General features: G+C 63.4%; 18 protein-coding genes and 1 pseudogene. 16 read left to right on the top strand and 3 right to left on the bottom strand.

The features are described from left to right. Positions 1–363 (top strand): hypothetical protein (locus AC0L2V_RS31425; RefSeq protein ID WP_473522105.1); only part of this gene is annotated, 363 nt, incomplete at its 5' end. A gap of 112 nt (positions 364–475) precedes the next feature. Continuing rightward, a complete protein-coding gene (locus AC0L2V_RS31420; protein ID WP_473522104.1) occupies positions 476–997 on the top strand; it encodes a YcxB family protein in 522 nt (173 codons plus the stop codon). Between the two features lie 205 nt (positions 998–1,202). Here AC0L2V_RS31420 and AC0L2V_RS31415 read toward each other — a convergent pair. Together AC0L2V_RS31415 and AC0L2V_RS31410 are read right to left on the bottom strand one after the other, a co-directional pair. Then, positions 1,203–1,836: pseudogene (locus AC0L2V_RS31415) on the bottom strand (tyrosine-type recombinase/integrase). Positions 1,837–1,980: 144 nt separating this feature from the next. Beyond that, positions 1,981–2,787 (bottom strand): AraC family transcriptional regulator, encoded by an 807-nt coding sequence (locus AC0L2V_RS31410; RefSeq protein ID WP_473522103.1) that lies wholly within the window; start codon positions 2,785–2,787, stop codon positions 1,981–1,983. A gap of 95 nt (positions 2,788–2,882) precedes the next feature. Between AC0L2V_RS31410 and AC0L2V_RS31405 the strand changes: the two genes are divergently transcribed. Next, a complete protein-coding gene (locus AC0L2V_RS31405) occupies positions 2,883–3,260 on the top strand; it encodes a DUF1127 domain-containing protein (RefSeq protein WP_473522102.1) in 378 nt (125 codons plus the stop codon). Positions 3,261–3,303: 43 nt separating this feature from the next. Further along, positions 3,304–4,038: a class I SAM-dependent DNA methyltransferase gene (locus AC0L2V_RS31400; RefSeq protein WP_473522101.1), complete on the top strand. Its 735-nt coding sequence runs from the start codon at positions 3,304–3,306 to the stop codon at positions 4,036–4,038. Positions 4,039–4,300: 262 nt separating this feature from the next. On the opposite strand, the gene AC0L2V_RS31395 is transcribed toward AC0L2V_RS31400, so the two are convergent. Then, positions 4,301–4,984, bottom strand: coding sequence for a GntR family transcriptional regulator (locus tag AC0L2V_RS31395; protein ID WP_473522100.1), 684 nt, complete (start codon positions 4,982–4,984; stop codon positions 4,301–4,303). A 299-nt stretch (positions 4,985–5,283) separates the two neighbouring features. Between AC0L2V_RS31395 and AC0L2V_RS31390 the strand changes: the two genes are divergently transcribed. The 12 genes from AC0L2V_RS31390 (at position 5,284) to AC0L2V_RS31335 (ending at position 18,088) form a co-directional block, all read left to right on the top strand. Beyond that, positions 5,284–6,411: a BMP family ABC transporter substrate-binding protein gene (locus AC0L2V_RS31390; protein ID WP_473522099.1), complete on the top strand. Its 1,128-nt coding sequence runs from the start codon at positions 5,284–5,286 to the stop codon at positions 6,409–6,411. A gap of 22 nt (positions 6,412–6,433) precedes the next feature. Next, on the top strand, positions 6,434–7,594 hold the full coding sequence (locus AC0L2V_RS31385) for an ABC transporter permease (RefSeq protein WP_473522098.1): 1,161 nt from the start codon (positions 6,434–6,436) through the stop codon (positions 7,592–7,594). Further along, complete coding sequence (locus AC0L2V_RS31380) at positions 7,594–8,520, top strand: ABC transporter permease (RefSeq protein ID WP_473522097.1); 927 nt, start codon at positions 7,594–7,596, stop codon at positions 8,518–8,520. The genes AC0L2V_RS31385 and AC0L2V_RS31380 overlap by 1 nt, the downstream gene beginning before the upstream one ends. Positions 8,521–8,545: 25 nt before the next feature. After that, entirely contained in the window at positions 8,546–9,247 is a 702-nt protein-coding gene (gene biuH / locus AC0L2V_RS31375; protein WP_027152532.1) for a biuret amidohydrolase, read from the top strand. 9 nt (positions 9,248–9,256) lie between these two features. Continuing rightward, complete coding sequence (locus AC0L2V_RS31370) at positions 9,257–10,786, top strand: ABC transporter ATP-binding protein (RefSeq protein ID WP_473522096.1); 1,530 nt, start codon at positions 9,257–9,259, stop codon at positions 10,784–10,786. Next, the gene (locus tag AC0L2V_RS31365) at positions 10,786–11,454 is read left to right on the top strand and encodes a cysteine hydrolase family protein (protein ID WP_473522095.1); all 669 of its coding nucleotides are present in this window, start codon (positions 10,786–10,788) and stop codon (positions 11,452–11,454) included. Before AC0L2V_RS31370 ends, AC0L2V_RS31365 begins: the two co-directional genes overlap by 1 nt. After that, a complete protein-coding gene (locus tag AC0L2V_RS31360; protein WP_473522094.1) occupies positions 11,447–11,797 on the top strand; it encodes a cupin domain-containing protein in 351 nt (116 codons plus the stop codon). The genes AC0L2V_RS31365 and AC0L2V_RS31360 overlap by 8 nt, the downstream gene beginning before the upstream one ends. Further along, positions 11,794–13,620 (top strand): allophanate hydrolase, encoded by a 1,827-nt coding sequence (gene atzF / locus AC0L2V_RS31355; RefSeq protein ID WP_473522093.1) that lies wholly within the window; start codon positions 11,794–11,796, stop codon positions 13,618–13,620. The genes AC0L2V_RS31360 and atzF overlap by 4 nt, the downstream gene beginning before the upstream one ends. A gap of 162 nt (positions 13,621–13,782) precedes the next feature. After that, positions 13,783–15,909: a hypothetical protein gene (locus AC0L2V_RS31350; protein ID WP_473522092.1), complete on the top strand. Its 2,127-nt coding sequence runs from the start codon at positions 13,783–13,785 to the stop codon at positions 15,907–15,909. Continuing rightward, entirely contained in the window at positions 15,906–17,336 is a 1,431-nt protein-coding gene (locus tag AC0L2V_RS31345; RefSeq protein WP_473522091.1) for a YeiH family protein, read from the top strand. The genes AC0L2V_RS31350 and AC0L2V_RS31345 overlap by 4 nt, the downstream gene beginning before the upstream one ends. Positions 17,337–17,381: 45 nt before the next feature. Beyond that, positions 17,382–17,846 carry a phosphoadenosine phosphosulfate reductase domain-containing protein gene (locus AC0L2V_RS31340; RefSeq protein ID WP_473522090.1) on the top strand — a complete coding sequence of 155 codons (465 nt, stop codon included), beginning with the start codon at positions 17,382–17,384 and terminating at the stop codon, positions 17,844–17,846. Positions 17,847–17,881: 35 nt separating this feature from the next. Further along, positions 17,882–18,088: a phosphoadenosine phosphosulfate reductase domain-containing protein gene (locus tag AC0L2V_RS31335; RefSeq protein ID WP_473522106.1), complete on the top strand. Its 207-nt coding sequence runs from the start codon at positions 17,882–17,884 to the stop codon at positions 18,086–18,088. The last annotated feature ends 161 nt before the right edge of the window (positions 18,089–18,249 follow it).

The following is an 18,249-nucleotide window of genomic DNA, read 5'->3' as shown; positions in this document are numbered from 1 at the left end:
CATAGCCATCGCCTGTGGCCCGCGGGTTCCTTCCTCGGGGACTTTCGTACGCCTGCCGGCGCCCGAAACTCTTCACGCCACCGGACCGTCAGCTCTTGGCTGCCGCTGCGCGATTGCTGCCTTTCAGCAACCGACCCCAACCCAGACGCTCATTGCGTTGATTGCGTTGCTGCAAACCGGACATCGTTTAGGAGAGGCCGCAACGTTTCGGACGAGACGGCTGAAAGTAGCGAAATCAGTGCAACGACTGTCAATTTTCTGGACGATAACTTGCAGGTTCGGCGCGTCGAGAAAACTGGTGCGGCAGCGCAGGCGCAGAAGGACCAGAAATGCACGATCCCGGTGCCGGCGCTGGCGCAGTAGTGTAGAACTGTCGCGGGGTCGGACGGGCAGTCTGAGGACCTTCGGCTATTTTGCATAAGCGCTCAGGGTGTTATTCCGTCCCGATCCAGAACCGCCCACTTACTGGTAGGCCATGAACGATCTGAACCGCAGTGTCACCCTTACCTTGACCGCCGATGACTATGTCGCGGCCAACAAGCTGTTCATACTGAAATACGCGACCTCACGCTGGCCGCTCATTTCCTGGTTGGGCTTCGCAACGCTGCTGCTCGGCATTTTCTTCGTACCGGCATTGCAGATGCACGATGCGCCTTTTGCGCCGGTTGTCTATATCGGCTTCGCGGTCGTGATTGCGTTGCCGTTCTTCCAATATTTCGTCGGCGCGGCCATTTTTGCCCGCAAGGCCTACGCCGCCCAGAAAACCCTCCAGCACCCGATGATGGTTTCATGGTCGGCTGAAGGCTTCAGGAGCATCGCGCAGCAGGGTGACTGGAATATTGCCTGGGGCGACTACTTAAAATGGGCAGAGGACGACAAGGTGATCCTCCTCTATCAGGGGCCGCGCGTGTTCAACATGCTGCCGAAGCGGATACTGACAACCGCCCAAGTCGATGACATCAGGCAAGTCGTGGGAGCCAACGTCAAGCGCGCGTAAGGACAGAAAGATAGGTCGAGTGCCGCCAGATACAAGAAAATCGTGCTTTTGAAGGCAAGGGCATTTAGCGACAACCGAAGGGGCGGCAATTTCCCCAACTGGTCCGAAACCGGCCGGTCAGCTTTCCACCAACCACGGACAAGGCAAGCAACGTATCCCGCGCGTTGAAGCGGCCATCCGCGCTGGGTCGGATGGCCGCTCAACGTCAGATTTCGGTTCGCTCAGCCAGGAGCAGCGCGTCCTCCACGTCGACACCAAGATACCGGACAGTGTTCTCAATCTTGGAGTGACCGAGCAAGATCTGGATGGCGCGTATATTGCCCGTCGCCTTGTAGATCATTGATGCCTTCGTGTGACGGAGCGAGTGAGTGCCATACTCCTCTGGACGCAGACCTATCGCAGTCACCCACTCGTCGACCAGGGCGGGCGTACTGCCTTGTGCTCATGTGGTATGCGTGATCTATCCGGCTCGGGAAAGCATAGTCCTCGATCGTGCCGCCACGCCGTTCGAACCAGGCCAGCAGGCTTGCTCTCACATCGCTAGTGATCTCGAACTGCACCGGCCGCCCCGTCTTTTGCTGAACTACGATCGCGCGAGTCCTAATCTCCGGTCCGGCGACCACATCGCGAATCCTGATCTTGACCAGGTCGCAACCGCGAAGCTTGCTGTCGATCGCAAGATCGAACAGGGCACGGTCACGAATGCGGCGCTCGCGATAGAGAAAGAAGCGGACGGCCCAAATCTGTTTCTGCGGGAGCGGACGCTTGGTTCCCACCTTCTTTCCAGCATTCCAAGCTGCTCGTTCACGGCTAGCATCATCGAATTGAGAATGGCCCATGTGAGTTCTCCTCGGCCTTGATTGGCCGAAGGAGAAACGGCGCGGGGCACTACCGCTCGGGAGCCGGAAGGAGACTGGCAGGTTCTGGAGAGCGAGGCCAAGAAGGCAGACTTACGCGGAAAGCCGCGCCGGGCATCCGGTGAATCACAGCTTCAGAGGCGTGTCTTGGAAGTATTTTCCGGGAGAGGCACCGAAGGCCGCCCGAAAAACCGCGATGAAGGCGCTGGGGCCTGAGTAGCCGAGTGCAAAAGCGATGTCGCCGACGCTTCGGCCACCGGCGAGCCACTCCACCGATTTCAGCAGTTTCGCCTGCTGTCGCCAGGCGCGGAAACTCATCCCTGTCTCAGATTGGAAGTGACGCTGGAAGCTACGTGGGGACATGGCCGCACGTGACGCAAGCTCATCGAGGGGCCAATCTGCGCCCGGCTCATTCCGCATGTCTGCGGCGATGTCCCGGAGGCGTTCGGATGCCGGCAACGGGAGAGACAACGGTGCGACCGGACTCGTCTGGAGCTGGTCGAGAATGACTGCCACAAGTCGTTCGGCGCGGAGGCTGCCCGCATCCGCGCGAGGTATTTCCAGAAACGCCAGGATTAGCTCGCGCAGGAGCCGCGTCGTACCGATCACGGAGACTTCCGGTGACAGGCTGGCCACGGCGTCGGGGCGGAAAAAGAGATAGCTGCGCTCCGTCTCCTGCAGGTAGGTCACCTCGTGGAGGACCCCGGACGGCACGAACACGGCGCGTTCGGGCGGGATGATGAAGTAACCCCGCTCGGTCTCCAGCCTCAGCGAACCCCGCACGATCTGGAAAAGCTGCGCCCGGTGGTGCGTATGAAAAGCGTAGGTCCGCCCGGCGGGCTCTGCTCCGCCCTGAGCGACAGCGGTATGCGGATAATCTCCGAACCCGTCTTCCGGCAAATGAACGTTGATCAGGTTGTCGCGGGCAATCATGGCGGCTCAGAGACATAATTTGTCAGACTGCCGATAACACGTCTGACGGCAATTCACTAGGTTGGCATTAACTCAGCACAACTTGGACGAAGGTCATGACACTGGAATTCCAAATAGCCGAAATCCCGGAGCGCCTTACCCGCGGCCTTCTGACGAAGCTACCAGCTTTGAGGTTCGGAGCCTCCGTCGTTGTGGGCTGGTGGCAACGGAGCGAGACCGAACACGCACTACACCGACTATCGGATCGTGATCTGGCGGACATAGGTATAGCGCGTCGCGATATTCGCAAGTTCGCTTGGACTGGCACCGTCGCAGCCAGCGAGCGACGAAATAGATCACCGGCCGCTGCCATGGATGCGCTTGCCTGCGGGGAATCCCATGCCCCGAGCGGATGGGTGGAAGCCCTCGCTGATCCCTTTCGCGACGGCTCACGAATTAATGCGATGTCCACGAAGCCGCGGTCAACGCGATAGCGCCGTCGGTCTTGAAACAAGCGTTACCAGAGAGGCAGACAGAATGCATGATGACGGGCTTTTCGACGAGAAGATCGCTGCGACCTACGATGATGATAAAGGCATCTCTGCGCCAGAGGTGATCGAGCCGGCCGTTGATCTCCTGGCCGAGCTCGCAGGAGGCGGGCGCGCCTTGGAATTCGCGATCGGAACCGGACGTATCGCACTTCCTCTCGCGCGGAAAGGGGTGCAGGTGGAGGGCATCGAGCTTTCGAGGCCGATGGTGTCTCGCCTTTGCGCTAAAGAAGGAGGCGCGGAGATATCGGTAGCGATCGGCGATATGGTAACGACGGATGTCGCGAGACGGTTCTCACTCGTCTACCTGGTTTTCAATACGATAAACAACCTGACATCGCAGGACGCTCAGCTCGCCTGCTTCCGGAACGCAGCCGCGCATCTCGAACCTGGTGGACACTTCCTGATTGAGGTCGGCGTGCCACCGCTTCAGCGGCTGCCGGTCGGCGAGACGATCCTGGCGTTCGACCACGGCGAAACGCATTGGGGCGTCGACGAGCACGACGTGGTGAACCAGAATTTCTCGTCCCATCACATCTGGCTCCATGACGGAAGCTATGAGCGATTCTCAGTACCGTTTCGTTATGCCTGGCCAGCTGAATTCGACCTTATGGCGCGACTGGCTGGTTTAAGGCTCAAAGAGCGTTGGGGCGGCTGGAAAAAGGAGCTGTTCACGCAGGTCAGCGATAAACATGTCTCCGTCTGGCAGAAGGTTGAAGGTTAGGACGCGTGGAGCGAAGCGTCATCACCCTCGTCCGCAACGCGCCGATGGGAAGCCGGCCGCTTTCAACGCCAGCCGCAGCAGGCAACGAGAGCATCTCCTGCATCTTGGCTTTATCGTTGGCGTGTCCGCTTCAGGATCTGTTGAAGCCAGCCCAAACGACCGACATCAGGCGCGAAGCGGCCATTCGCTACACGCAAGACATAGGTCGCCTCGGGGTCAAAACGGTATTCCGTTTCGGGTACCACGCGTCAGGTTTTGTCGACTAGGAAGACATCCCGATCGAATCCGCCGGTTTCATCGGGTCGACCGCGGCAAAGACGGCGCTCGCCTCGCTGACGATGGAGACGTGATCCTTGGCTGCTTGCCCTGCGGCGGCGCCGTCACCGCGCATGATTGCGGTAACGATGACGTCATGCTCCTGCCAGGATTTGGCCAGGCGGCCCGGCAGCATGAATTGCGCGCGCCGGAACGGCGCCAGCCGGCTGCGTGTCATGACGGTCAGTTCATAGATGTGCTTGCTGTGCGCGCCGCGATAGAGCCGAGTGTGGAACTCGGTGTTGAAATACTCGTAGTCCTCCTCCGCACCCAATTGCACGAGGCGCGCCGATGCCTGGTGCTCGGTTTCGAGCGCGCGGCGTTCGCCGGCGGTCATGCGCTCGGCCGAGAACCGCGCGCAGATCGCTTCAAGCTCGGCCATGCTCTCGAACATCGAGGCAAGATGCTCCTGCGTCACCACGGCGACGGTGGCGCCGCGGTTGGGCCGCCTTTCGACCAACCCCATGGCGCTCAGCCGGCCAAGCGCTTCCCTGACGGGGGTGCGCGACACATCGAAACGGGCAGCGAGCGAAGCCTCGTCGAGTTTTTCGCCGGGGCGCAGGAAGCCGGTGACGATCCGGTCACCGATCGCCCTCACCATCTGATCGACGGTCGTGCCCGACCTGATCAAGCTGCGCTTCCCCGACAATTCTCCTCCGTCAGTCTTTTTCGCGGCGTGCGGCAGGTGGCCCGCCGGAAGTTTCGACTCGGGCGCGTGTCCTCTATGCCTCTATTTTAATCTAGATGTCAAACTGGCTAATTGAAAGGCAAAAAGTGCATGCAATTGCCTTTCGCTTGGGCACGGCAAATCGGCATGCCAACTGATTTAATTGGATAAAATCCAGATTTTGAACTGGCACAGCGATTGCATGCACTTTTACGAGAAGGGAATTAAATCGACCCGGAAAGGGTTCAACAGGGAGCATTCACATGACCGAGAGATTCATGCTTAGCCGCCGCGAGCTGCTCAAGACCTCCGCCGCCGGAGCGGCGCTCGGCCTGGCCTCGGCGTCATTCCCGATCAGCAGGGCATTCGCCGCTGCCGTCACTGTCGGCTTCATCTATGTCGGACCGAAGGACGACTACGGCTACAACCAGGCGCATGCCGAGGGTGCCGCCACATTGAAGGCCATCGAGGGCATCTCCGTGGTCGAGGAGGAGAACGTCCCCGAAACGGTCGATGTCCAAAAGTCGATGGAATCGATGATCAACCTCGACGGCGCCTCGCTGATCTTCCCGACCTCCTTCGGCTATTTCGATCCGCACATGCTGGCCATGTGCGCGAAATTCCCCGACGTGCAGTTCCGCCATTGCGGCGGCATGTGGAACAAGGACAAGCATCCGATGGATGCCGGTTCCTATTTCGGCTATATCGGCATGGGCCAGTATCTCAACGGCGTCGCCGCCGGCCACGCCACCAAGACCAAGAAGATCGGCTTCGTCGCGGCAAAGCCGATTCCGCAGGTCCTGCTCAACATCAACTCCTTCCTGCTCGGCGCACGCTCGGTCGACCCGGCAATCACCTGCCAGGTGATCTTCACCGGCGAATGGTCGCTGGCGGTCAAGGAGGCGGAGGCCACCAATGCACTGGTCGATCAGGGTGCCGACGTCATCACCTGCCATGTCGACAGCCCGAAAGTGGTGGTCGAAACGGCGGCGGGGCGCGGCGCCTTCATCTGCGGCTACCATGCCAATCAGAGCCCGCTGGCACCCGAAAAATACCTGACCGGCGCGGAATGGAACTGGGCGAAGGTCTACAAGATGTTCGTCGACGACCTCGTGGCCGGCAAGCCGCTGCCCAATTTCACGCGCGGCGGACTGGCCGACGGCTTCGTCAAGATGAGCCCGCTCGGCCCCGCCGTCAGCGAGGCGGCGCGCGCACAGTTCGACGGCACGCTCGCCGAAATGATGAAGGGCGGCTTTTCCGTAATCAAGGGGCCGTTGAAGAACAACAAGGGCGACGTCGTCGCAACCGAGGGCCAGACCTTCGTCGAAGCCGCGATCGAACTGGAAAGCATGGACTATCTCGTCGAGGGTGTCGTCGGCTCGACCGCTTGAGCATGGATCGGAGACGTGGGCCATGGCAGACACCGTGAGCAGCGCGAGCGTGCCAGTGATGCTCGGCGCCAAAAGCTATCCGACGGCGCTCGAATGGATCGCCCGGCGGGCGGAAGCCCTCGTCATCCCGCTCGCGGCCCTGATTGTCGGCATGGCCCTGTTCAGCCTGTTCATCGCGCTGGTCGGCAAATCGCCGGCGCAGCTCTATGAAACGATGTGGCGCGGCGGCTTCGGCTCGTGGTTCTCGGTCCAGAACTCGCTGTCGCGGGCCGCACCCTTGCTGCTTGCGGCGCTCTGCGTGGCGCTGCCGGCCCGGCTCGGCCTTGTCGTCATCGGCGGCGAAGGCGCGATCGTGCTGGGCGGCGTTGCCGCGGCTGCCATGGGCGTGGCCGCCAGCGGCGCCCCCGCCTTTTTCGTTATTCTTGCCATGGGCGTGGCGGGCCTGGCCGCCGGCGGCATCTGGATCGGTGCCGTCGGCGCGCTACGCCACTACCGTGCCGTCAACGAAACCATATCGAGCCTTTTGATGGCCTATATCGCCATCGCCCTGATGAACCATCTGGTGGAAGGACCGCTGCGCGATCCCGCCTCGCTCAACAAACCGTCGACCGAGCCGTTGGCTGAGGCCTACCGCATCGGCAACATTCCCGGCATGGACGTGCATTGGGGCCTGGTCGTCGGCATCATCGCCTGCATTCTGTCCTGGCTGCTGATCGAAAAGACCCGCTGGGGGTTCGCCGCCCGCATCGCTGGCGGCAATGTCAGGGCAGCCCAGGTGCAGGGACTTGCCGTTGGACCGCTGATTGTCGGTTTCACCGCGCTGGCCGGCGGCTTTGCCGGCCTTGCCGGCATGCTCGAAGTCGCCGCCGTGCAAGGCAGCGCCAACGGCTCGCTCGCCGCCGGCTATGGGTATACCGGTATCCTGGTCGCCTTCCTCGCCCGCCACAATCCGCTCGCCATCATCCCGGTCGCCTTCCTGCTTGGCGGCATCGACGCCTCCGGCGGGCTGATCCAGCGCCGCATGGACCTGCCCGACGCCACCGTGCTGGTGCTGCAGGGCATGCTCTTCGTCGTCATCCTGTTCAGCGAAACCTTCTACGGCCGCTTCAAGGCCTTCAATCCCGACCTCTGGCAGAGGGGTGATCTCTTGAAGAGGCCCGATCTCCTGAAGGGAACTGCCTGATGGGCGCAACCGAGATCGGCCTCTGGGGCGTTCCGCTCGCCATGCTCGGCGGCGCCATCCGGGTGTCGACGCCCTTCATCTTCGTGTCGCTGGGCGAAGCCATCACCGAGCGTTCGGGCCGCATCAATCTCGGTCTCGAAGGCACACTGGTGTTCGGCGCGATGACCGCCTATGCCGTCGCGGTGATGACCGGCTCACCATGGCTCGGCCTGCTGGCCGCCGCAGCCGCCGGTCTTTGTTTCGGCCTGTTCCACGGCTGGATCTGCAGATTCCGTGGCGTTAACGACATCGCCATCGGCATTGCGCTGATGCTGTTCGGCTCGGGTCTCGCCTTCTTCTTCGGCAAACCGTTCATCCAGCCCTCGGCGCCCGACCTGCCGGCCATCCCGTTTGGCGGCTGGTCCGACGTTCCGCAGGTGCAGGCGGCGCTCAACATCAATGTGCTGTTCCTGATCGGCGCAGCACTTGCCGTATTCCTGTGGTGGGCTTTCCGCAACACCCGGGCCGGCCTGATCCTGCGCGTGGTCGGCGACAGTTCCGATGCCGCGCGCGCCATGGGCTTCAACCCGAATACGGTGCGCCTCATCGCCACCGGTATCGGCGGCGCGCTGGCCGGCATCGGCGGCGCTTATCTGTCGCTCTACTATCCCGGCAGCTGGACCGAAGGCATCTCGTCGGGCCAGGGGCTGATGGCGGTGGCGCTGGTGATCTTCGCGCGCTGGAACCCGCTCGGCTGCTTTGCCGCCGCGCTGCTGTTCGGCGGGGCCGGCGCGCTGGGGCCGGCGCTGCAATCGGTCGGCGTCACGCAAGGCTACTATCTGTTCTACGCCGCACCCTACATTCTCACCCTCGTCATCATGATCGCCACCTCGTCGCCGAGCCGTTCGCTGGCCGGCGCACCGGGCGAACTGTCGATCACCAAATGACGTTTCCAGACTGGAGTTTTTCTCAATGAACGCCAGAGCCGAGGTCACGCAGCGCTACATCGATGCCGATCCCTATCCATGGCCCTACAATGGCGAGCTTCGGCCCGACAACACGGCGCTGATCATCATCGACATGCAGACCGATTTCTGTGGGCCGGGCGGCTATGTCGATCATATGGGCTACGATCTCTCGCTGGTGCGGGCGCCGATCGAACCGATCAGATCAGTGCTGTCTGCCATGCGGGCGAAGGGCTACACCATCATTCATACGCGAGAGGGCCACCGGCCCGATCTCGCCGACCTGCCGGCCAACAAGCGCTGGCGCTCGCGCCGCATCAATGCCGGCATTGGCGACCCCGGACCTTGCGGGCGCATCCTGGTGCGCGGCGAGCCGGGCTGGGACATCATCCCCGACCTCTATCCGGCCGAAGGCGAGCCGATCATCGACAAGCCGGGAAAGGGCTCGTTCTGCGCCACCGACCTGGAACTGATCCTCAACCGGCGCGGCATCGAAAACATCGTGCTGACCGGCATCACCACCGACGTCTGCGTGCACACGACGATGCGAGAAGCCAACGACCGCGGCTTCGAATGCGTGATGCTGGAGGATTGCTGCGGGGCGACCGACTACGGCAATCATCTCGCTGCGATCAAGATGATCAAGATGCAAGGTGGCGTGTTCGGCGCGGTGTCCAATTCGGCGTCCTTCGTCGCCCAGTTGCCATGAGGTTCGATCATGAGTGATCGCGGCAAAAGAGCGGTTGGCGTCGAGACGATCGGCATGCGCATGCGTTTCGGCGCCTTCACCGCGCTGGACGACGTCTCGATCAAGGTGCCGGCGGGATCGTTTCATGCGCTGCTTGGCGAAAACGGCGCGGGCAAGTCGACGCTGGTCAAATGCATCATGGGCTTTAATCACCCGACCGCCGGCGAAATTCTGGTCGACGGCCGCGAGGTCGGGATCGCCAGTCCGAAGGACGCCTCGGCGCTCGGCCTCGGCATGGTCTATCAACATTTTACCCTCGTCCCGTCGCTGACAGGTGCGGAGAACCTGGTCATTTCCCGCGAAAAGGTCCCGGGGATTATCGACTGGCGCAAGGAACGCGCCGCACTTGCCCAATTCATGGAGCGGATGCCATTCAAGCTGCCGCTCGACGTCAAGGTGGCCGAACTCGCCGCCGGCGAGAAACAGAAGCTCGAAATCATCAAGCAGCTTTATCTCGGCCGCAGTTTTCTGGTGCTGGATGAGCCGACGTCGGTGCTAACCCCCGGCGAGGCGCAGGAAGTGCTGGGCCTCGTGGGCGGCATGACCAAGGCGGGCGACCTCACCGTGCTGATGATCTCGCACAAGTTCCACGAGGTGACGGCGTTTGCCGACGACATCACTGTGTTGCGCAAGGGCAGACTGACAGGAACGGGGAAAGTATCGGAACTGTCTCACAAGCAGATGGCGGCGATGATGATCGGTGACCAGCCGATCGCCGCGCTCGACAGCCGCGCTCCAGTGCCGGTCGGCGCCAGGCAAATCCTGACGGTGAAGGCGCTGAAGGCGCCCGACCGCACCGGCCTGAAAACCATCAATATCGGCGAGCTCGATGTGAAGTCCGGCGAGATTGTCGGTGTCGCCGGCATTTCCGGCAACGGCCAGAAGGAGCTTCTAGAAGTCCTTGCCGGACAGCGTACGCGTGATGCCGGCGACGTTCTGGTGAAGGGATCGCCCTACGGCGCCAGCCGCGCCGAGGCCCGCACGCTCAATGTTCGCTTCATCCCGGAGGAACCGTTGCGCAATGCCTGTGCGCCGAGGATGACGGTGGCGGAAAACATGGCATTCCGGACCTTCGACCTGAACGAGGCCGGCAAGCCGATAAGCTGGATCAGGATGAGCGCCATCAGGGACTATGCGACGCGCTTGGTCGAGCAGTTCAAGGTCAAGACGGCCTCGCTCGCCTCGCCGATTTCGTCGCTCTCCGGAGGCAATGTGCAGCGTGCGGTGCTCGCCCGCGAACTAACCGGCGAGGTCGATCTTCTCATCGTGTCGAATCCCTGCTTCGGCCTCGACTTCTCTGCCGTCGCCGAAATCCGCGCCCGTATCATGCGGGCACGCAACGCTGGTGCCGCCGTGCTCTTGATGTCCGAGGACCTCGACGAATTGCTGGAGCTCTCGGACCGCATCTTCGTCATGTCCGACGGCGCGCTGGTCTACGAAACGCCGATCGCCCAGGCGAGCGTCCAGACGATCGGCGAGTACATGGCCGGACATCACTGATGGCAGAGATCGACGCGCTGCCGTTTCCGTTTGCCTTCAAGCCTGAGGCGATGGCGCTGGTCGTCATCGACATGCAGCGCGATTTCGCCGAGCCGGGCGGCTTCGGCGCCAGCCTCGGCAACGACGTCGGCCGGGTGGCGGCGATCGTGCCAACGGTGAAGAGACTGATCCAGGGATTTCGCGCCGCCGGCCTGCCGGTGATCCACACGATGGAGTGCCACAGGTCAGACCTTTCGGACCTGCCGCCGGCCAAGCGAAATCGCGGCAATCCGTCGATCCGAATCGGCGATGTCGGTCCGATGGGCCGCGTGCTGGTCGTCGGCGAGCCGGGAACGGCGATCCTCCACGAGGTAGCCCCGCTGCCTGGCGAAATCGTCATCGAAAAACCCGGCAAGGGCGCGTTCTACGCTACCAGCTTCGGCGAGGACCTCAAGCGGCTCGGCGTGCAGCAGCTCGTCTTCGCCGGCGTCACGACGGAAGTCTGCGTGCAGACGACGATGCGCGAGGCCAACGACCGCGGCTACGAATGCCTGCTGGCGGAGGATGCGACGGAAAGCTATTTTCCGGATTTCAAGGCGGCCGCACTGGCCATGATCAGGGCGCAGGGCGCGATCGTCGGCTGGACGGCGATGACAGACCAGGTGCTCAAAGGAATTGCCGATGCCTAACATCACATACCCGGCTCTCATCCATGGGGGCTGGCGAGATCTGGCATTCGAGCATTTTCGCGACGGCATCACGGTGCATTGGCTGCTCAAGGGCGGACCGGCCGAACCCTCCGTCGCGATCCTGAACTATCAGCCCGGCGCCGGCGTGCCGCGCCATCGCCATGTCGGGCTGGAAACCATCGTGGTGCTGGAAGGCACCCAGAGCGACGAGACTGGCGACTATCTTCCCGGAAGCGTGATCCTGAACCCGGTCGGGACCGAGCATTCGGTGTGGACGAAAGACGGCTGCGTCGTGCTGATCCAGTGGAATCTGCCGGTGATCATTCTGGACGAGGCCAAATGAGCGACATCCGCTTCGATATCGGCAGCCTGCACGCGGCTTATGCCTCCGGCATGTCGGCCGCTACCATTATTGAAACCGTGTTTCAGCGCATAGCGAAAGCGGACGATCCCGGCATCTTCATCCATCTGGCGAGCAAGGCGGACCTGTTCGCCGAAGCCGACGCACTCGGCGGGTTCGATCCCGTGGCAAAGCCGCTGTGGGGCGTGCCGTTCGCGGTCAAGGACAACATCGATGTTGCCGGCATGCCGACCACGGCCGGCTGCGCCGAATATGCCTACTTGCCGGCGAAAGACGCCACCGTCGTCGCGCGTCTGAGGGCGGCCGGGGCGCTGGTCCTCGGAAAGACCAATCTCGACCAATTCGCCACCGGCCTCGTCGGCGTGCGCACACCTTATCCGGTCCCCCGAAACGCGATCGATCCGAAACTGGTGCCGGGCGGTTCCTCGTGCGGCTCGGCCGTGGCGACGGCGCACGGCATTGTTTCTTTCGCGCTCGGCACCGATACCGCAGGATCCGGCCGCATTCCCGCCGGCCTCAACAACATCGTCGGGCTGAAGCCGACCGTCGGCGCGCTGTCGGCCACCGGCGTGGTGCCGGCCTGCCGCACGCTCGACTGCGTCTCCGTCTTCGCGCTCACCGTCGATGACGCCTACAGCGTCTTCAGGGCGGCGGCGGCCAAAGATGACGTCGATCCTTATTCGCGCGCTATCGCGGCGCCGCCGCTTGGTCCGTGTCCACCCGTGCTGACCGTCGGGGTTCCCGCAAAAGCGGACCGGGAATTTTCTGGCGACGCGGCCATGCAAGCGGGATTCGAAACGGCGCTGCGGACGCTGGAACAGCTCGGCTGCCGACTGATCGAAATTCCCTTCGGCGATTTCTACGCTACCGCCAACCTGCTCTACGAAGGCGCCTGGGTGGCCGAGCGCTATGCGGCGATCGCGGATTTCATGGACGTGAGCGAGGCAGCCATGCACCCGGTGACGCGCACAATCATCGGCGGCGCACGAAAACTTTCCGCGGCGGATGCTTTCAAAGGCCTCTATGCGCTGCAGGCCCACAAGGCTAGGCTCGCGCCTGTCATCGCCTCGGTCGACCTTTTCTGCGTGCCGACGGCGCCGACGCACTATTCGCTGGAAACTGTTTTGGCCGATCCGATCGTCACCAACAGCCGGCTCGGCACCTACACCAACTTCGTCAATCTGCTCGACATGTGCGGCATCGCCGTGCCGACCGGCAAGCGCGACGACGATCTGCCGATGAGCGTTACCTTGCTTGCCGCTGCCGGCAAGGATGCACTGACGGCGACGCTGGCCAGCGAGTTGCATGCGGCGAGCGGTTTCGGCCTTGGCGCGACAGGCTGGGCGATGCCTGTCTTCACGGCCAAAAGCTTCGACCCTACTGACGACCTGATCGAGCTCGTGGTTGTCGGCGCGCATTTGTCGGGAATGCCGCTCAACGGCCAACTCTGCGCGCTTGGCGCGCGATTGAGCAGGGCCGCCAGGACGGTTGCTTCCTATAAGCTCTACGCACTCGCCGGCCAATCCGTGCCGAAGCCGGGGCTCGTGCGTGTTGCCGATGGCAACGGGACGTCGATCGATATCGAGGTTTGGCGGCTTTCACCAGACGCGTTCGGACGCTTCGTGGCCGCGATCCCGCCGCCGCTCGGCATCGGCACGATCGAGCTCGATGACGGGACATCGGCCAAGGGCTTCCTGGTCGAAACAGCCGGGTTGTCACGAGCGATCGACATTTCGGCCTATGGCGGTTGGCGCAGCTTCGTTGCTAGGCCGGCGGAGCGAGTGGAAAGCGTTCCGGCCGATTGAACGACCGGCCGTTCGCGCCGGCAGCTGACCTCAAATCATAGCGGCATGCTCGGCGAGCCAGCACGCCGAATGCCGTAAGCGATCCGTATGTGCGCGTGCTCTAAAATTGCACTGTGATTTGGCAGGCGTCAGCGCGCGCTTGCTACCGCTGGAGACTTCGCGATGCGAGCAGGCCGTGCAGTTGCCCCAACAGATTCCGTCGGAACTTATCAGGCCCGCCGGACGCTGTCGAAGGCCGCGGCGATAGTTCTCAGCCTGTTGCCAAGCTGGGCGTTCGCGGGAGATCAGACTCCCGATTGGCGCCTGAACGCTCGAATCGTTGCCGTCGGGCTGCCCGACGTGGCCGGCGTGCGCGAGGTGGGGCGCTTTCATGTCGGCGGGCCGATACCGGGAAATCCGGAATTTCTTATGGCGACGCGCGAAGGGCGGATGCTCGATCCGCTCAGGGTTCTCGTCGCCGTGGGCAGCAATTTCGGCGCACCAGCCGACGATCCAGCGCTTGAGGTCGGGGCGATCCTGTCCATCGATCCGCGCTCTCGTGGCACCATTGTCGTTCCGCAAGAGCTCACCGGCAACGGCGGAGATGCGAGGGTGCAGCTCTACACGGCGCAGAGCGAACGGTTTCTCAACCGGCGATACAATGCCGGAGCTCGAACCGCGCGCCTCGCAGCCGCATCCGGACCGCGATACATTTCGATCAACAACGCCTTTGGAAGACCCTGGATCGCTAACGCGCCGAACGGATTGGCTGGCGAGGGCAGCGTCACCGTCGTCGACCCCGACGGTGCGCCGCTCGCCAACGCGCCAAGTCGCGAGGCCGGCGGCGTGTTCGCCGGCCGGCATACCGATCGCGAGCAGGCACCGAAAGCACAGCCCAGCGGCTGGCTTGGCAAGCTGCTGAATTATCAGGCAAGCGGCCAGCTGACATCGGGCGGAATGCAGACGGGGGCGCTCGGAACGGCGTTTCTCGGCCCCTCGCCCGACGGCAGCGGCTTTGCCGTGTTCGCCGCGGTCACCGCGGATGGCGGCGTGGTTCAAATCCACGTCCAGGATGGTGTCGACGGCTTGGCCGGGCCGGGCACGGTCAGCACCGGCCAGGGCACGGTCAGCACCGGCCTGGGCATCAGCGACGATCCCGGCGTCACCGGCCTCGCCTTCAAGTGGAACCCGGACCGCGCTCTCTACATCGCCGATCCGGGTCGTGACCGGCTGGTGCTGCTTGACCTGGAGGACGACCGGCGGCATTTCACCGTCGCCAGGACCCGCACGATCTTGCTGCCGGAATTCGACCGTCCGGTCGATGTCGCCGCCGCCATCCCCGAGATCGCCAATCCGCAGTTTTCGAGCCATACGACACTCGCCGGCGGGTCCGATCTGTTTGTCGCCAACCGCGGCGACGGTTCACTGCTGCGCGTGAGCCAGGACGGCCAGCTTCTCGCACGCGCGACGATCGAGGTTCCAGGGCTCGGTCCTTTGGGAGCCGATCGCCTTCGCGCGATGGCGACGTCGGCGGACGCACAGCATATCTGGATAACGATTGGCGGCGAGGTTCCGGGATTTCCGGGCCACGAAGGGGCGCTCGTCGAGGTTGGGACCTTCGATGAGCACGGCGCGGCGGCAGCGACGCAGGAGACACAGAGCGCTGCCGCCGACGCCAATCTTGCGGCGCGCGGAAAAAAGTCGTTCCAGACCGATTTCACGCCGCGGATGGGCGTCGGCCCATTGTTCAATGCAACGTCCTGCGTGGCCTGCCATCCCGGCCCTGGCGGCGCGAGCGTCGATGAAGGCCACTTTGCGCGCAGAATAGCCCATATGGATCCGGGCTCTGGCCGCACGGTTCCGATCGATCATCCCAACAGTCCGGTCGCCAGGCGCTATACACTCGACGGGGGCGCCGGCAACGCGAACGTGCCGGCGGCGATGCCGCGCCAGGCCAATGTGATCTCGCTGCGCATGCCGCTGGCTCTCTACGAGATCGCCAGGATCGACGAGATACCCGACAGCGTCATCGAAGCGCAGGCGGTCAGCAAGGGCGACGGCATCAAAGGCCGCGCCCATCATGTCGTCGACTCCCAAGGCGCATCGCGGGTCGGCCGATACGGCTGGAAGGCTGATATCGCCACCCTCGAAGATATGGTGGCGAACGCTTTCGCAAACGAACTCGGCGTCACCAGCGCGACTGCCAGCCGCGAGGCGGGCGCGCAGCCGATCGAAGACGATTCCGCACAGATCGACGCGGTCGCCTCCTATCTGCGAGCGCTCCGCCTGCCCGATGGGGCAAAGCCATGAGCCTCGCCCTGACGCTCTCCCATGCGCCGGAAAAAATGCGCCCGGTCTTGCCTGGCGTCATCGTTGCCGCGGCACTCGCCCTTGCGGCCGGCTGGATCGCCGGCGGACTGGGCGAGCCGCTGTCGCGCAACCCGGTCCTGGTCGCCATGCTCTTCGGGCTGCTGATCGGCAGCAGCTTCGCCTGTCCCGACGCCTTGCGCCCGGGGCTCGACTTCACCAAGCGCTATCTGCTGCGACTCGCCGTGGTGCTGGTCGGCTTCCGTATCACGACGCGGCTGTTCCTGGATCTGGGGTTCATGCCGCTCGCAGTGGCGGCCATCGAGTTGATCCTGGTGCTGACGCTGCTCTACGCCATTGCGCGCAAGCTGTTCAGGCTCGACGCCGAGATCGCGCTGCTGGTTGCGGTCGGCAGCGCCGTCTGCGGCGCCGCGGCGATCCTCTCGATGGCCGCGCTGATGCGGGCGCGCGACCAGAGCGCCGGCATCGCTATCGCCTTGATCACGCTGAGCGGCACCGTGGCGTTGCTCGCCTATCCGGTCATGTTCCTGGGCGGTTGGCTGCAGCATCTCGATGACCGCCTCTATGGCGTGTTCGTCGGGGCGAGCATTTTCGAGCTGGCGCAGGTCTACGGCGCCTCCTTCGCCATTTCCGACGACGCGCTGAACACCGCAACGCTGGTCAAGCTCAGCAAAGTCCTGATGCTCGTCCCGCTTCTGCTGGCCGCCAGCCTGGTGTTTCGTAGCCGTCACAAGGCGCAAGAGGCCGCACCTATCCCGTTCCCGTGGTTCATCGTCGCGTTCATCGGCGTGGTGATGCTCAATTCGGAGATGACCCTCAATCCGCAACTGCGCCGTGTCATCCTCGATGTCGACCAGTTCCTGTTCCTGATGGTGATGATCGCGCTCGGCATCACCACCCGGGACGGCCGGCTCGGAGAGGCCGGCGGCGCCTGGCGCCTGATCGGCGTCGGTTTCGTCGGGGTGGCTCTGTCGGCGGCCCTGGCCTATGCTGCGCTGATCCCGTTCTCGGCGACCTTCCGGGCCGCATCACCCTCATCGAGCCAAGGCGCGATGCTTGGCAGCCATGGCGGACGGCTTTTCGCCTCGATAGGCTGCGCCAAATGCCACGTGCCGGCGCTGGAGGGCAGCAACGGCGAAGTTGAGCTGTACTCCGACCTTTTGCTGCACGACATGGGGCCGGCGCTCGACGACAAGATCGTCCAGGGCGACGCCATTGGCGCCGAATGGCGGACCGCACCACTCGTCGGCATCCGCCTGCGCCATCGCTACCTGCACGACGGCCGCGCGACAACGCTGCGCGATGCCGTCTTGGCCCATGGTGGCACGGCGCAGATCGTGCGCGACCGCTTCTTCGACCTGGACGAGACCGACCGCCAGGCGCTCCTCGATTTCGTGGCGAAGCTATGATGCGGCTTCGTCACGCCAACACCGTTTTTGATCGGCCGAACCGCCATGTATGAAGCCGTCATCGCAGAGCTGAACCATCTCGACGGACCCGACCTGCTGGCGCCGCTCGTCAGCGAGGTGTTTTGCGGAAACATAGCGCTTGTGTCGTCGTTTGGCGCGGAATCCGCGGTGCTGCTGCACATGGCGGCCTCGATCGACCGTTCGCTCCCCGTTATCACGCTCGACACCGGAAAGCTGTTTTCGGAAACGATCGCCTATCGCGCGCAGCTGACGGCTCTGCTCGGCCTCACCGATCTGCGCGTTGTCACGCCTCAAACGGATATCTTGCGGGCGCTCGACGTCGCTGGATCGCTGCACCGCCGCGATCCTGACCGGTGCTGCCAGATCCGCAAGGTTCTGCCGCTCGAAAATACGCTGACTGGCTTCAAGGCCTGGATTTCCGGTCGCAAGCGATATCATGGCGGGCTTCGCGCGGATGTTCCGACGCTCGAGGAAACTGACGGACGCTAAAGGTCGATCCGCTTGCCCGCTTCACCCGCCAACAGATCGAGGCCTATCTCGATCGCTATAATCTTCCCCGGCATCCGCTCCTCGAAAAAGGCTACCTCTCGATCGGCTGCGCGCCGTGCACGGTCGCGTGCGGCAGCGCGGACAATCCGCGCGCGGGCCGCTGGAGCGGGCTGTCGAAGATGGAGTGCGGGATTCACCGGTCGCCCATTGCCGCTCGCAATTCGGCCGCGTCTGCTGCCTGATTTCGCGGTCGCGCAGGCATCCGGTCGACGCTTGCAAACAGGCCGTTGCCGCTTCATCTGCGAAGCCCCTACGAATTGTCGCACGATTGCGCTACCCTAAGGTCAATCTGGGCGGCGGGACGGTCATCATGGCACGACCCGACGCTCGATATTGGTCGAGC

The organism is Mesorhizobium sp. WSM4814 (genome assembly GCF_055811595.1).
Note: the sequence above shows the minus strand (reverse complement) of the source record. Positions and strands in the feature narration are given on the sequence as shown.

What these genes read in the sequence shown, in the direction of transcription:
- AC0L2V_RS31370 (WP_473522096.1), top strand. Translation starts at nt 9,257, where the DNA reads ATGAGTGATCGCGGCAAAAGAGCGGTTGGCGTCGAGACGATCGGCATG.
- AC0L2V_RS31345 (WP_473522091.1), top strand. Translation starts at nt 15,906, where the DNA reads ATGAGCCTCGCCCTGACGCTCTCCCATGCGCCGGAAAAAATGCGCCCG.
- AC0L2V_RS31390 (WP_473522099.1), top strand. Translation starts at nt 5,284, where the DNA reads ATGACCGAGAGATTCATGCTTAGCCGCCGCGAGCTGCTCAAGACCTCC.
- AC0L2V_RS31380 (WP_473522097.1), top strand. Translation starts at nt 7,594, where the DNA reads ATGGGCGCAACCGAGATCGGCCTCTGGGGCGTTCCGCTCGCCATGCTC.
- AC0L2V_RS31365 (WP_473522095.1), top strand. Translation starts at nt 10,786, where the DNA reads ATGGCAGAGATCGACGCGCTGCCGTTTCCGTTTGCCTTCAAGCCTGAG.
- AC0L2V_RS31400 (WP_473522101.1), top strand. Translation starts at nt 3,304, where the DNA reads ATGCATGATGACGGGCTTTTCGACGAGAAGATCGCTGCGACCTACGAT.
- AC0L2V_RS31420 (WP_473522104.1), top strand. Translation starts at nt 476, where the DNA reads ATGAACGATCTGAACCGCAGTGTCACCCTTACCTTGACCGCCGATGAC.
- AC0L2V_RS31410 (WP_473522103.1), bottom strand. Translation starts at nt 2,787, where the DNA reads ATGATTGCCCGCGACAACCTGATCAACGTTCATTTGCCGGAAGACGGG.
- AC0L2V_RS31340 (WP_473522090.1), top strand. Translation starts at nt 17,382, where the DNA reads ATGTATGAAGCCGTCATCGCAGAGCTGAACCATCTCGACGGACCCGAC.
- AC0L2V_RS31350 (WP_473522092.1), top strand. Translation starts at nt 13,783, where the DNA reads ATGCGAGCAGGCCGTGCAGTTGCCCCAACAGATTCCGTCGGAACTTAT.
- AC0L2V_RS31385 (WP_473522098.1), top strand. Translation starts at nt 6,434, where the DNA reads ATGGCAGACACCGTGAGCAGCGCGAGCGTGCCAGTGATGCTCGGCGCC.
- AC0L2V_RS31405 (WP_473522102.1), top strand. Translation starts at nt 2,883, where the DNA reads ATGACACTGGAATTCCAAATAGCCGAAATCCCGGAGCGCCTTACCCGC.
- atzF (WP_473522093.1), top strand. Translation starts at nt 11,794, where the DNA reads ATGAGCGACATCCGCTTCGATATCGGCAGCCTGCACGCGGCTTATGCC.
- biuH (WP_027152532.1), top strand. Translation starts at nt 8,546, where the DNA reads ATGAACGCCAGAGCCGAGGTCACGCAGCGCTACATCGATGCCGATCCC.
- AC0L2V_RS31360 (WP_473522094.1), top strand. Translation starts at nt 11,447, where the DNA reads ATGCCTAACATCACATACCCGGCTCTCATCCATGGGGGCTGGCGAGAT.